Consider the following 12772-nt stretch of genomic DNA (forward strand, 5'->3'; position numbering starts at 1 on the left):
TTCGACCGACCACGGGCGAGGGACCGTCGGCCACGCTACGACGCCGGAGTGGGTGCCGGCGCCGGTGCGGCAGCGGGCGCCGTTACCGAAGCGGCGGGCGCCGCAGCTTCGCGCCGAAACCAATCCGCGGACCACGCTTCATCGGGCACGCCACTGCGCGTGATCATTGTCCCGTCGGTGCCGATGAAATACGCCCGCGGCAACTCGCCGCGCCACGCGTGGTCCACCGAGTAGCGCAACCGGTCCTCGGACTCTTCGTTAAATTGCCAGAGTTCGGCCGCGCCCGTCGCGGCGTGACGGAGCAACTGCGCCACCTTTGGTTTCAATTCCGGCGGGTCAGCGGCGATGAGCACCACTTTCACGCGCGGAAACTCCTGTTGCAGGCGAGCGAGTAGGCCGAGCTCGTGCGCGCAGGGCGCACAAGTCGTGGACCAAAACGCGACGACCACCGGCCGGCCTTTCGCCGCTTCGCGGATTTCCGTGAAGCTGTGAGAATTAAAAATCCGCAATTCGGGAGCGGCAGCCGCACCGAGAGAAAAGAGCGCGCTGGTCAAAACCAGCGTGGCCCAACGGCAAACCTTTCGCAGAGCGGCATTCATGGGAGGGCGACCAACGTCAGTGATTCGTTTTGCGTGTTCCACAGCACATAGAAGTGGCCGGCGAAGGTCAGCACGGCGGGATGACCCGATGCGCCGGATGTCGAGCCAAGTTCGGACTCGGTCCACGTGCGACCGCCGTCGTTGGAACTCATACTCCGAAGGCGCGTGTGTTGGCCGTCGAACGCCTTCCACGCCACCGCAACGCGTTTCCCGCTCGCGGCCACGGCGGCATGCTCAGCGGTTTCTCCGCCCACCCGCTGCTGGCCTTCAACCGCACCCGCTCGCAGCCGGCCATAGAAGACGCCCAGGCTCTGCGGCGCGCCGCTAAACCAGACCGCGTGCCAATCACCGGCCCCGTCTTCCGCGAGTCCCGGGCCATGGTGCGGGCAGGCATCGATATGCCAGTTGTCGAAGGTCGCCCGCGCCATCTCCGAGACGGTGCCATCCGCGTGCAGCGTGGCGACCGCGTGATCGCGAATATCGGGCGCAAACACGTGCCGCCACATCGCGCGCACATTGCCATCGGGCTCGGCGACGAGCGCGATCCGGCAGCATTCGCAACTGTGGTCCGCAACTTTGAAGTCTCCGCGAAACGTGGCGCCTTGATCGTCGGAAACGGCGAAGTAGATCGCGGCGCCGCGATAGGACTTCCCTTCCGCGGCCGCGCGCACGCCGTCGCGCTTGTCGATCCACGCCACGAACACCTGGCCTCGGGCGTTGACCGTCAACGCATCGAAGCGATGGGTGATTTCCTGACGGTCGTGATGCACGATGACGGGCGGCGTGAACGTCCGGCCGCCATCCAGCGAACGGGAGAATTTCACCTCGCCCGTGTAAGGCTTCGCGAGCGGCTTCGTCCACGTCACGTAAATCTCGCTCTTGGGCCCGAGCGCGATTTTCGGTCGCGCATCCCCGCCAGCGTCGGTCGTTTCGGGCAGCGGTGTGACCAGCACGGGATTTGACCACGAGCGGCCGAAGTCAGCGGATTGCCGCACGGCGATGTGCCCGCTAATCTTCGCGACCACCCAGAGCGCGCCGTGCGCATCAAACGCGGCGTCGGCGCCCAGCTCGGTCTGCGCCGGATTCATCGCACCGTGATGATGCATCGGCGCTTCGGCCCCGCGACTGACGGCCACGAGCCCGCAGGCGAGCAATGAGACAAGTAGAGTTCGCATAGTATTATTTTCTTATAGTAACCGCTGATTTCCGCTCGTGCGCACCGATTCCGAACCCGAAGACGTTTTCGCCCGGTGAGAGGTGGGGGCCGGTGAAAGACCAATGATTGTTATCGTTCATTGGTGAGCGCGTCGTCGCGTGAATGAGCGGTTCTTTGGACATTTGTGAGTTGCGACTTGTCCTTACCATTTCACTTCGACCCCGCCATAGGCCGCGCGTGGCAGTCCCGGGCTGAAAACAGGTGTGCTGGAGGAAACCGAAGCGCTGTCGGCGAAACGCTTGTTTGTGGCGTTCATGAGACGACCAAACAGCGTGACGCGCCGGTTGAACGCATACGTGGCGCGGAGGTTGAGCAAGTCGTGGCCGGGATATTTGCCATAGGCGGGCGAATTGCTCGCCTCCAGCCAATACGCCCCGACACGCACCCACTCGAGCTGCACCATCGCTCCGCCCGCCGGCCGCCAGGTGAGGCGGGTGTTGGCGAGCACGTGCGGGGCGGCTTCGATGTCGTGGCCGCTGTAATTCGCCGCACTCGTCGCCCAGTTAATATAGCGCTGATTGGAATACGACAGCGCCGTGTCGATCCTTAGTCCCGGCATCAGCGGCCCACCGAGCCCCGCCTCGACGCCGCGGTGATCGGTGCGGCCGGCGTTGACGTTGACCGTGACGTTGGTGGCGAGATCGCGCTGGCTGACGAGATCGTCGCGCTTCACGAGATCGTAGCCGACCAGGTTGTAGGACCACGCGCCCACTTCGCCACGCACGCCGAGCTCGAATTGTCGCGCCTTGATCGGTTGGAGCGCGAGCCCGAGCCGGGCTTTCTCCTGCGCGTTGGCGGCGCTGCTGTCGTTGCCGGCGCGATAGAGCTGACTCTCGGAGGGGACGCGAAAACCGAAATTATACGACGTATAAAGATGGAGATGCGGCGTGAGCGTATAAGTAGCGCCCAACTTCGGGCTCGCCCGTGAGAAACTCCGATCGTCCGCGGCGATCTGACCGTAATACTTGGTCGCGCCGAGGACGTTTGCCGCCACCGTTCCGGACGGCAGGTGGTTGCTCATTGCGAAATCGAGCAGGTCGTAACGCAAGCCGGCGGTGAGGCGAAGGCGGGCCGTCGGCGAAAACTCCGTATGCACATAAGGCGACAAACTCTGGAACGTCACCCGGTAGTCATAAATCCGCGTGCCGAAACGATAGTCGCTGTAAATTGCGGTCGCACCGCTGCCGGTTCGCGTGACGAGGAGGTTGTCCTCCTGCCGCGAGCCCGGACTATAGTCAAAATCGATGCCGGCGATCAATCGCGTGCGCCCGGGAATGAATTTTCGCCGCCACTTCGCCATGAGGCCGTAGGAGACGTTGTGCGTGCGCTCGATTCGGGGGTCGAAGCTGAGGTTGTAGCTGCCGTTCAACTCCATCGCGTCGTCGCGGAAATAGGGAATGAACGAGAGGAGATTGTCGCCGGCGTGATGCTCGTATTCCGTGGAAATCCGCACCGCGCTCACGTTGCGATACGCGATGGGCAGTCGGTTGAGCGTGGGGTTGTGCAAATAGTCGGCCAGCGGGAGCGGGGAATTCGCGCCGGTCTGTTGCGCAATGTGGGACACGGCGACCAAGGTCTTGAGCGTATCATCGCGCCCCACGGTTTGGTCGAAACGCAGATTCGCGCTCCGACGGTCGTAGGCTGTGCGGTCGCGCCAGCCATCGGTGTGCGTGGCGTTGAGGTCAGCCTGGAAGGCGCCGCGTTCGCCGAGCGCGCTGCCGCCGCTCGCCAGGCCGCGCCAGCTCCCGAACGAGCCGTATTCACCACTGAGATCGCCGTGTGCGTAAGACACGGGCGCGCGCGACAGGACGTTGATGATACCGCCAATCGCGTCGGAACCGTAAAGGGCGGTGCCCGGGCCGCGCACGACCTCGATGCCGCCGGCCATCGGCAGGTTCACCTCGTAGAGCGCGTTGTGGTTAAAGAAACCCGTCGCGCGAATCGGAATGCCGTCTTCGAGAAAGAGGTAAACCGGACTCGTGGTGAACGGCTGACGAATGGCGGTCGTGTGGCCTTCGCCGTTCGTCACGGCGATGGCCACGCCGGGAATCTGGCCGAGAATCTGGCCCGGGTGCAGCGGGGCGGTCTCGCGCACGCTATCGGCCGACACGGTGCCGATGGACGCTGGCGTTTCCGAAAGCAGAGCCCGTTCGCGGGTGCCCGTGACCGTGATCGGATCGAGCGTGGTAACATCGCCGGCAGGCGGCGTATTGGCGGGAGCAGTGGTCTGTGCGAAAGCGGAGACTGCGTTGAAGAGGGCAAGCGGGAGAATAATAAAGGTTTTCATAGCGCGGCGAGGGGTCACGCGCGAACACGCGTGAGAGAAGCGTCCAGTCCGCGACCGCGCGCGAATTCAGGACGAGCCGGGACCGGATCAGGCGCGTCAGGACGCTGCCGGCGGGCTTAACAGGAGGACACGAGACTCACGCCACCGCTCGCGGCGGTGGCAGGGGTGGCGGCATGCGTCCGCGGCCCACCAAGCCCGGCGGCGCAAGAACGACGCCGAGAGGCCGCCGCGTCGGCGCCATGGGCATGACGGTCGCCGACGGCAGTAGCGTATCGAGCAGCTTCGCCTTGCCGAGTTCGGTCGTGGGCGGCGTGTTTTTTTCCTGCTGCTCCTTACCTTTTTGCACGACCTTGCAGAGGCTGCACATCTCGCCGGAAAATGTTTCCTGCGTGGCTGCGGTCAGCGACATGGTCTGGGCATAGCCCGTAAACATGCGCCCCCATGCAATGACCTGCATCAAGTCCCACTGGCAGCCCGTGGCGAACAGCCACGCGGCCAGACAGCCATAGACTTGGAGGTGCCGACGCATCGGGCGAATCAACCGGCCGCGCCGCTGTTAGCAAGCGCAGGGGACGGTTCGGCCAGGCGCCGGAGCGCGAAATTAGCGGCGCAGGAGTGGTTCATAAACAAGCGAGTGAGGATCACGCTGAATGGTTCGTGCGTCTGCTCAGGAGCCGACGACCGCTTTCACCGCGGCGATCACCTCCGGCGTCTTCCAGCCGTTGCCGCGCCAGATCTGGCGCACAGTTCCGTCGGGACCGATCAAGACCGTGCACAAGGTGTGATCGAGCGTGAGGCCGTTCCGCTCGGTGAAAACGGCAAACGCCTTCGTCAGCGCCGCGATCTCCGCTGGTGTGCCGGTCGCAAACTGCCAGACCGCGAGATCCGCGCCGACGGCCTCCCCGTAAGACTTCAACACCGCGGGCCGGTCAAACGTAGGGTCGAGGGTGATGCTGAGCAGCCGGGCCTGCGCGTGCAGCCGGTCGTCAGTCAGGATCGCTTTCTGCAATTCGGCAAAACGAAACGCGAGCGCGGGGCAGTATTCCGGCACCGGGCAACGGGTGAAGATAAACGTTACAATTGTCGCGTGCCCGCGGAGCGCGGCGAGGGAAAGGGGCGCGCCATCTTGGTTGAGAAGAGAAAATTCCGGCATGGCGTCGCCCTCGCGAACGCGACGGCGGGGCGCCGCTTCGGTCGCAGCAGGAGCGGGCGCACTCGATCCGATCACGACAAAAGCGGTCGCGAACCAATCGTCGCCCGCCGTATGCAGCTCGAAGCGGACGCGGTCGTCCGCGACCAAACGGGCGGCTTCCGCGGGCCGGGCGACGCGAAACGCCATCGTCATCGCCGGCATCACGCCGGGGATATTGTCGTGGGCGATGCGAATGTAGCCGTCCGCGTCGATCGCCTGGCGCACCACACCAGTCACGGGGTGAACGCCGTCAGCAGCGGGGGCGCGCACCACGAGTAATCCGGCGAGCGCGAGGAGCATTGATATAAGCATGCGCGTTGTCATGAGCGGAAATATATCCGTGTGGGTGCAGCCTGGCCTTGATGGACATCAAGCAAAGCCCGCAAGGCGGCGGGATGATAAAAGCTTGGAGCTCTTGATACAAATCAAGGCCTGCGGCCACGAGATCCGATACGGTGGGGCTCTTCTATGAAAAACCACTCCTCCCTTTTTCTCAGCGGCGCCCTCCTGCTCGCGCTCGGACTGACCGGCTGCGGCCCGTCCGAACGCGCCGCCGACCCCGCTGAAACGGCAGCTGCGGCGACGTCCACTTCCGATGCCGCCCGGCCCTCGGCAGGTCGCGCGATCGCGATCACCGCGAACGATACGATGAAGTTCAACATGATCGAAATCCACGCCAAGCCCGGCGAGGCGCTCGCGGTGACGTTGATCAACGAGGGCACCGTGCCGAAGTTTTCGATGGGGCACGACTGGGTGCTCCTAGCGGCCGACACGGACCTCAACGCGTTTGCCTCCGAGGCGGCGACCGCCGCGGGGACCGACTACATTCCGGCGTCGTTCAAAGACAAGGTGCTGGCCGCGACGAAGCTGCTCGGGCCGAAAGAGTCCGACACCGTGCGGTTCTACGCGCCGAAGACGCCGGGCCGGTATCCGTATATCTGCGCCTTTCCCGGCCACATGCAGGTCGGGATGAAGGGTGAATTGATCGTTGAGTAACGTTTCCGAACCCCGCCAACCCATGAAACTAATCAGCTCCTTACTCGCGCCCGCGGTTGCCGCGGCCGCTCTCGTGGCCCTCCCCGGCTGTAATCCGCCGGGCAAGTCCGGCGCCGGCGATGCCGGGAAATCCGTTGCGGCCAACTCGGCCGCGGCCCGCACGTGGGTCGCCCCCGGCCAGAAGGATGAGTTTTATCTCTTCTATTCCGGCGGGCATTCCGGCCAGGTCTATGTGGCCGGACTCCCGTCCATGCGCCATCTGGCGACGATTCCCGTCTTCGGCCGCTACCCGGGCACCGGCTACGGTTACGACGAAGCGTCGAAGGCGATGCTCGGCGACTACACGTGGGGCGACGTGCACCATCCGGGCCTCTCGAAGAAGGACGGACTCTACGACGGCCGCTGGCTCTTCGTGAATGATAATGCGAACAACCGCATCGCCCGCATCGATCTCCGCGACTTCAAGACGAAACAGATTCTCGGCCCGATCCCGAACTCGATGGGCAACCACGGTTCGTCATTCGTGACCGACAATACCGAATACGTTTTGGTAGCGACGCGCTTCTCCGTGCCGCTGCCGAAGGGCCGCTATGCGGATCCGGCCAACTACGAAAAGGAATTTAACGGCATGGTGAGCGGCATCAAAGTCGATCCCACCTCGGGCACGATGAAAGTAGGCTGGCAGATCATCACGCCGCCCTTCGATTGGGATCTCGGCTCCACGGGCAAGGGCCCGAGCGAAGGCTGGGCTTTCTGGACGTCCTATAACACCGAGATGGCGCACGACAATCTCGAGGCCAACGCCTCGCAGAAGGACCGCGACTACGCCGCGATCGTGAACTGGAAAGCCGCCGAGGCCGCGGTGAACGCCGGCCAGACCACCATGCTCGATGGCGTGGCCGTGATCGATCCGGCGAAAACCCCCGGCGTGCTGTATTATCTGCCGGTGCCGAAGTCGCCCCACGGTATCGATGTCGACCCGACCGGCCGCTGGGTCGTAGCCGCGGGCAAACTGCAGCCCGTCGCCTCGGTCTTCGACTTCGAAAAGCTCCAGGCCGCGATCGCGAAAAAGGATTTCGAATCCGAGTTTCGCGGCGTGCCGGTGATTCGCTACGATGCCGCACTCGAAGGCGAAGTGCCGGTCGGCCTCGGCCCGCTGCACACGCAATATGACGGCGCGGGCAACGCCTACACGTCGCTCTTCATCGAATCTGCCGTCGCCAAATGGAAGATGCCGCCCTGGTCCGCGGACGAGCGCGCCGATCTCAACAAGGTCGTGCTCGATAAGATCGCGGTGCATTACAACATCGGGCATCTCGTTGTCGGCGGCAGCGACACCAAGAAGCCCTACGGCAAGTATCTCGTGGCGATGAACAAGCTCTCGAAGGGCCGCCATCTTTCGGTGGGACCATCGCAGCCCGAAGACAGCGAACTCATCGACATCACCGGCAAGAAAATGGAGTTGATCTATGAAGCCTTCACCGAGCCGGAGCCGCATTTCGCGCAGATCCTGAAGGCCGATGCGATCAGCCCGATCGAAGTTTATCCGAAGGCGGAAAACGACGATCCCAACGCCGTCTGGGATGCGAAAGACACCGGTGCCACCCGCCGCGGGAATGTGGTCGAAGTGAAAATGATCGCGATCCGCAGTCATTTCACGCCCGACCGCATCGACGTGAATGAAGGCGACGAACTTGTGCTCCATGTCACCAACGTTGAACAGACGCCGGACATGATCCACGGCCTCGGCATCGTCGAACAGAACGTCAACCTCGTGATCGATCCCGGTGAGACGAAGACCGTCCGGATCAAGATGACGAAGACGGGCGTGTTTCCTTTCTATTGCACCAACTTCTGCTCCGCGCTCCACCAGGAGATGCAGGGCTATCTGGCGGTGAAACCCGCCGTGGCCGTCGCGACGCAATAAACTGCGCGCTTCCGCTCCCGTGTGCGGCGAAGGACCGCCTTCGCCGCACACCCTCTTTCCGCCATGAAAACCTTCTTCCTCCGCGAGTCCCTGTTTCTGCGCCGCTCACTCAGCCTGCGCTCGCGCTTGTTGCTGCTGCTCGCCGCGGTGACGGTTGTGGCGGCCGCCTTTCTGCCGCTCTGGCAGATCAGGCTCGTGGCGCCGCAATACGAAGAAGGCCTGTCGCTGCATATTTATACCCACAAACTCGTCGGCGGTAACCACGGGCAGGATCTGCACGAGATCAACATGCTGAATCACTATATTGGGATGAAGCCGCTCGTGGAGGAGGATTTCATCGAGATGCGGTGGATGCCCTTTGCCTTCGGCATCTTCGCGCTGCTCGCGCTCCGCGCGGCGGTCGTGGGCCGGATGCTGAGCCTGATCGACCTCGGAGCACTGTTCACCTATTTTACGTTTTTCTCCCTCGGGAGCTTTTACTATCGGCTTTATACTTACGGCCACGAGCTCAACCCGCACGCGCCGATGACAATCAAGCCGTTCACGCCGATCCTGCTGGGCAGCCAGCAAATCGCCAACTTTGTCCAGACCAGCCTGCCGCAAACCGGCGGCGTGCTGTTCACCCTTTTTCCCATCCTGATCGCGGGCGCGATTTGGTTTTCCCGTCACGAGGAGCCATGAGCCGCGCGCGCGCCGTTTCGATCTTCCGGCCCGCACTCCTGTGCGCGTTGCTGAGCATCGGAGCCGTTGCGCCCGCGCGCGCGGCGACGTCTGGCGATGCGTTGCGGGCCGAAATCGCGGCCGCGGCGCCCGGCGCGACCGTGCGGGTGAAGGCAGGGATTTACGACGGGCCGTTCGTCATCGAAAAATCCCTGCATTTGCTGGGCGAAAACGGCGCCGTGCTGCGGGGCGACGGCGTGGTCCATGTCATCGCCGTGCAGGCGCGCGACGTGGAAATCGGCGGATTTTCGATTCGGCGCTCGGGCCGGAATCTCTTCAACGATACCGCCGCGGTTTACATCACGGCGGACCGCGCGTTCATCCACGACAACCGGATTTCCGACATGCTGCATGGGATTTATGTGCGCAAGGCGCACGATTGCCGCATCCAGCACAATGTGATTCTCGGCGACGGCGCGCGCGATGAAGTCATCGCCGACCCGGTGACGGCGGGGCTCAGAGCCGCCGATGCCGCCGCCGGTGATTTGTGCAGCGTGCCTGATCCACTCGACCGGCGCGGGAACGGAATTCATCTGTGGAACTCCTCGGGACATCGCATCAGCGGCAACCGTATCCGCGGCACGCGCGATGGCATCTATTTCTCCTTCACGAACGACACGCTCACCCGCGACAACGACATCGCCCACGTGCGCTACGGGCTGCATTATATGTATTCGGACGGAAATGTGTTTGAGCGCAATGTCTTCTCCGACAATGCCGCCGGCGCCGCGCTGATGTATTCGAAGCGGCTCGTGCTGCGCGCGAACCGTTTCGTCGCCAACCGCAGCCATCGCGCCTACGGTTTGCTGCTCCAATCCATCGACGACACGCGAATCGAGAACAACACGATCGAGGGCAATACCGTCGGGCTCTTTCTGGAGAACGGGAACGGCGACACGATCCGCGCGAACCGCATCGTGGGAAATTATGTCGGCCTGCGCGTGGACGACAGCACCGCCGGCAGCCGGTTTTTTGAAAACAATTTCTCGGGCAACATTCATCCACTGGAGACGAGCGGCAACAATGGCGCGAACCTCTGGGCGGTCGCCGGGCGCGGGAATCACTGGGATAACGCCGAGTCGCTCGATCTGAATCGCGATGGCGTCGCCGATCTTCCGCATCACGAAGCCGACCTGTTCGGGCCATGGCGGCGCACGCTGCCGGCCATCGGTTTGCTTTCCGCCAGTCCGGGAGAACGCCTCCTGCGATTCATCCACAGCCGTCTGGCGCTGCCCGGCCTCCCGGGCGCGACGGACCCTCATCCGCTGGTTGCGGCTCCGATCACTCCATGATTTCCGTCCAAGAGCTAAAGAAGTCGTTTGGCGCGCGCCGCGTGCTCGATGGGCTCACGTTTCGCGCCGAAGCCGGGGTAATCACGCTGCTGATCGGCTGTAATGGCGCGGGCAAGACCACCGCGCTGCGCCTGCTCGCCGGCCTGGCGAATCCCGAAAGCGGCACGATCAACATCGATGGCCACGATCTCGCCACCGACCGCCGCCGCGCGCTCGCCGGGTTGTCGTTTCTTCCGCAGGCGCCGCGCTTTCATCCGCGGCTCACCACGCGGCAGGTCGCGCACTTTTATGCGCAGTTGCGCGGACGCGAAGCAGTCGCCGCCGAGCGCGAGTTGAGTGCCTGGGGACTCAGCGAATTCGCCCGCGTGCCCACGGGAAAACTCTCCGGCGGATTGCGTCAACGCCTCGCCCTCGCGGTGTTCGCACTCGCGGACGCGCCGGTGCTGCTGCTCGATGAGCCCGGGCTGAGTCTCGACCCCGCGTGGCGCGATCAACTGCAGGAATTTCTCGCGGCGCAGGCCCAAGCCGGGCGCACGATTCTGGTCGCCACTCATCTGCTCGGCGAGTGGGAAGGCCGCGCCGATCGCTGCCTGCTCCTCGCCGAAGGACGCTACGCGGCAACCGTGCCGCCCGACCAGTTGCGCGACGTGTTCCGGCGCAAGGACGCGCCAGCCAGCCAATGGGCCAACGCGGAGGCTGCAGTGCGATGAAATCCCCCGTCATCCCTTCTTTTGTCACGGTGGCGCGAGCCGCCGCCGGTCGCGAATTTTTGAGCCATCGCCTCAACCGGTTTCTTTATGCGCACGTGCTGCTCGTGTTGACTGCAGGTTTGCTGCCGTTGCTCACGCCGGGAGACGCTCTCGCGCGCGGAGCCGCGTGGTGGCTGCTGCATGCGGTGCTCTACGCGATTTCACTTTCCGCGCTGCTGCTTGGGCTCAGCTCGGCGCACGCCGAGACCGATGAGTTCACGTGGTTGCTGGGGCAACCCGCCGGCATCGGGCCATGGCTCGCGGGCAAAGCGGCGGCGCTCATCGTGCTCGTCGCCGGCTCCACGGCGTTGCTGGGTGTGCCGACCTGGTGCGCGGGCGGCGGCTCGCGGGAATTGTTTCTCGTGACGGCGGGCGCCGCAGGCGTGAGCGCGGTGTGCGCGATGGCCGGCCTGGTTGTAGGCTGCTGGATTCGCGATCACGTGCCGGGGCTGATCGCCGCCGTCGCCGTGTGGTTCGTGCTCCTGTTTGGCGCCGATTTTTTACTCCTCGCCGTGGCGGGCGGAGAACTGACCCAGGCACATCCCGACGTCTGGGTCGGCGTGTTGATGATGAATCCGCTCGATGCCTTTCGCGTCACCGTGCTGTTCACCGTCGAGCGCGCGGCGTTCAGCGGCATCGATGCCGGCCAGCTCACCGCTTGGTGGGTCACGCACGCGCTGGCGTGGCTCGTGACGATTCTCACCGCGTGGATCGCGGGCGCCGGCGCGTGCGCTTGGCTCGGCGCACGCCGCCGGTCTGATGGATAAACGCGCGACGAACCGCCGCGCGGGCCGCCGCGTTAGTTGGCCGCCTTTATCAGATCGTCGACGGAATCACTCTCGGCGACGACGTCGGCAAACAACCAGGACGACAAATACCGTTCGCTGCTGGACGGGATGATGACCACGATCTGTTTGCCTTCGTTCTCGGGACGGCGCGCGAGTTGGAGCGCGGCCCAGACGGCGGCGCCGGCGGAGATGCCGATCGGGATGCCGTCGAGCTGGTTGACCTGCTTGCTCACCGGTCCGGAATCCTTGTCGTTCACCCGGATGACCTCGTCGTAAATCTTCGTGTTTAAGACCTGCGGCACGAAGCCCGCGCCGAGGCCCTGCAATTTGTGCGGCCCGGGCTGGCCGCCCGACAACACCGCGGAGGTATCAGGCTCGACCGCCACGATGCGCACGGCCGGTTTCCGCGCCTTTAACACTTCGCCCACGCCGGTGATCGTGCCGCCCGTGCCGATGCCGGAGACCACAAAATCCACCTTCCCGTCGGTATCGCGCCAGATTTCCTCCGCCGTGGTTTTGCGGTGAATCGCGGGATTCGCAGGATTGGCGAATTGTTGAAGGATGACGCTGTTGGGAATTTTCGCCGCGAGTTCCTCGGCCTTGGCCATCGAGCCCTTGATGCCTTTGGCCGCTTCCGTGAGCACGAGTCGTGCGCCGAGAACCTTGAGCATTTTGCGGCGCTCGACCGACATCGACTCCGGCATTGTCAGGATGAGTTTCAGCCCTTTCGCCGCCGCCACGAAGGCGAGAGCGATGCCGGTGTTGCCGCTGGTCGGCTCGATGAGCACGGTGTCCGCGTTGATTTTTCCGCTGCTCAAAGCCTCCTCGATCATGGCGACGCCGATGCGATCTTTGACGCTCGAAAGCGGATTGAAGAACTCGAGCTTTAACAGGATCTCGGCTTTGGCGCCATGGGCGGCGGCCGTGCGATTGAGGCGCACGAGCGGAGTGTTGCCGATCGTTTCGGTGATATTGTTATAGATCTTGGACATAAAAAAAGGCGGCG

At 63.9% G+C, this 12772-nt stretch carries 12 protein-coding genes; 6 read left to right on the plus strand and 6 right to left on the minus strand.

Annotation, left to right across the window (positions count from 1 at the left end; genetic code table 11):
- Window positions 1-35: 35 nt before the first annotated feature.
- The 5 genes from K0B96_RS16380 to K0B96_RS16400 all read right to left on the minus strand — a co-directional run bounded on the left by K0B96_RS16380 (window position 36) and on the right by K0B96_RS16400 (window position 5594).
- Window positions 36-599, minus strand: a complete 564-nt coding sequence (locus tag K0B96_RS16380; RefSeq protein WP_220161963.1) for a TlpA family protein disulfide reductase — start codon at window positions 597-599, stop codon at window positions 36-38.
- On the minus strand, window positions 596-1774 hold the full coding sequence (locus K0B96_RS16385; protein WP_220161965.1) for a sialidase family protein: 1179 nt from the start codon (window positions 1772-1774) through the stop codon (window positions 596-598). The genes K0B96_RS16380 and K0B96_RS16385 overlap by 4 nt, the downstream gene beginning before the upstream one ends.
- A 183-nt stretch (window positions 1775-1957) precedes the next feature.
- Window positions 1958-4102, minus strand: a complete 2145-nt coding sequence (locus K0B96_RS16390; protein ID WP_220161967.1) for a TonB-dependent receptor — start codon at window positions 4100-4102, stop codon at window positions 1958-1960.
- A 136-nt stretch (window positions 4103-4238) separates the two neighbouring features.
- On the minus strand, window positions 4239-4631 hold the full coding sequence (locus K0B96_RS16395; RefSeq protein WP_220161969.1) for a hypothetical protein: 393 nt from the start codon (window positions 4629-4631) through the stop codon (window positions 4239-4241).
- Between the two features lie 138 nt (window positions 4632-4769).
- Window positions 4770-5594 (minus strand): SCO family protein, encoded by an 825-nt coding sequence (locus tag K0B96_RS16400; protein ID WP_220161971.1) that lies wholly within the window; start codon window positions 5592-5594, stop codon window positions 4770-4772.
- Window positions 5595-5762: 168 nt separating this feature from the next.
- Here K0B96_RS16400 and K0B96_RS16405 point away from each other — a divergent pair, with 168 nt between their 5' ends.
- The 6 genes from K0B96_RS16405 to K0B96_RS16430 all read left to right on the plus strand — a co-directional run bounded on the left by K0B96_RS16405 (window position 5763) and on the right by K0B96_RS16430 (window position 11745).
- Complete coding sequence (locus tag K0B96_RS16405; RefSeq protein ID WP_220161973.1) at window positions 5763-6290, plus strand: plastocyanin/azurin family copper-binding protein; 528 nt, start codon at window positions 5763-5765, stop codon at window positions 6288-6290.
- Between the two features lie 22 nt (window positions 6291-6312).
- The gene (nosZ, locus tag K0B96_RS16410) at window positions 6313-8217 is read left to right on the plus strand and encodes a Sec-dependent nitrous-oxide reductase (protein WP_220161975.1); all 1905 of its coding nucleotides are present in this window, start codon (window positions 6313-6315) and stop codon (window positions 8215-8217) included.
- Window positions 8218-8280: 63 nt separating this feature from the next.
- Complete coding sequence (locus K0B96_RS16415; RefSeq protein WP_220161977.1) at window positions 8281-8898, plus strand: hypothetical protein; 618 nt, start codon at window positions 8281-8283, stop codon at window positions 8896-8898.
- Window positions 8895-10229 carry a NosD domain-containing protein gene (locus tag K0B96_RS16420; protein ID WP_220161979.1) on the plus strand — a complete coding sequence of 445 codons (1335 nt, stop codon included), beginning with the start codon at window positions 8895-8897 and terminating at the stop codon, window positions 10227-10229. The genes K0B96_RS16415 and K0B96_RS16420 overlap by 4 nt, the downstream gene beginning before the upstream one ends.
- Window positions 10226-10939, plus strand: a complete 714-nt coding sequence (locus tag K0B96_RS16425; protein ID WP_220161981.1) for an ABC transporter ATP-binding protein — start codon at window positions 10226-10228, stop codon at window positions 10937-10939. The genes K0B96_RS16420 and K0B96_RS16425 overlap by 4 nt, the downstream gene beginning before the upstream one ends.
- Window positions 10936-11745: a hypothetical protein gene (locus tag K0B96_RS16430; protein ID WP_220161983.1), complete on the plus strand. Its 810-nt coding sequence runs from the start codon at window positions 10936-10938 to the stop codon at window positions 11743-11745. Before K0B96_RS16425 ends, K0B96_RS16430 begins: the two co-directional genes overlap by 4 nt.
- Window positions 11746-11777: 32 nt before the next feature.
- Here the strand turns inward: K0B96_RS16430 and cysK are convergent, their stop codons facing one another.
- On the minus strand, window positions 11778-12758 hold the full coding sequence (gene cysK, locus K0B96_RS16435; RefSeq protein ID WP_220161985.1) for a cysteine synthase A: 981 nt from the start codon (window positions 12756-12758) through the stop codon (window positions 11778-11780).
- Window positions 12759-12772 lie beyond the last annotated feature (14 nt).

Source organism: Horticoccus luteus, assembly GCF_019464535.1.
Taxonomy (GTDB): domain Bacteria; phylum Verrucomicrobiota; class Verrucomicrobiia; order Opitutales; family Opitutaceae; genus Horticoccus; species Horticoccus luteus.

Excerpts from the sequence above, each read along its gene's own strand:
- K0B96_RS16380 (WP_220161963.1), bottom strand. The coding sequence starts at position 599 with ATGAATGCCGCTCTGCGAAAGGTTTGCCGTTGGGCCACGCTGGTTTTG.
- K0B96_RS16385 (WP_220161965.1), bottom strand. The coding sequence starts at position 1,774 with ATGCGAACTCTACTTGTCTCATTGCTCGCCTGCGGGCTCGTGGCCGTC.
- K0B96_RS16390 (WP_220161967.1), bottom strand. The coding sequence starts at position 4,102 with ATGAAAACCTTTATTATTCTCCCGCTTGCCCTCTTCAACGCAGTCTCC.
- K0B96_RS16395 (WP_220161969.1), bottom strand. The coding sequence starts at position 4,631 with ATGCGTCGGCACCTCCAAGTCTATGGCTGTCTGGCCGCGTGGCTGTTC.
- K0B96_RS16400 (WP_220161971.1), bottom strand. The coding sequence starts at position 5,594 with ATGCTCCTCGCGCTCGCCGGATTACTCGTGGTGCGCGCCCCCGCTGCT.
- K0B96_RS16405 (WP_220161973.1), top strand. The coding sequence starts at position 5,763 with ATGAAAAACCACTCCTCCCTTTTTCTCAGCGGCGCCCTCCTGCTCGCG.
- nosZ (WP_220161975.1), top strand. The coding sequence starts at position 6,313 with ATGAAACTAATCAGCTCCTTACTCGCGCCCGCGGTTGCCGCGGCCGCT.
- K0B96_RS16415 (WP_220161977.1), top strand. The coding sequence starts at position 8,281 with ATGAAAACCTTCTTCCTCCGCGAGTCCCTGTTTCTGCGCCGCTCACTC.
- K0B96_RS16420 (WP_220161979.1), top strand. The coding sequence starts at position 8,895 with ATGAGCCGCGCGCGCGCCGTTTCGATCTTCCGGCCCGCACTCCTGTGC.
- K0B96_RS16425 (WP_220161981.1), top strand. The coding sequence starts at position 10,226 with ATGATTTCCGTCCAAGAGCTAAAGAAGTCGTTTGGCGCGCGCCGCGTG.
- K0B96_RS16430 (WP_220161983.1), top strand. The coding sequence starts at position 10,936 with ATGAAATCCCCCGTCATCCCTTCTTTTGTCACGGTGGCGCGAGCCGCC.
- cysK (WP_220161985.1), bottom strand. The coding sequence starts at position 12,758 with ATGTCCAAGATCTATAACAATATCACCGAAACGATCGGCAACACTCCG.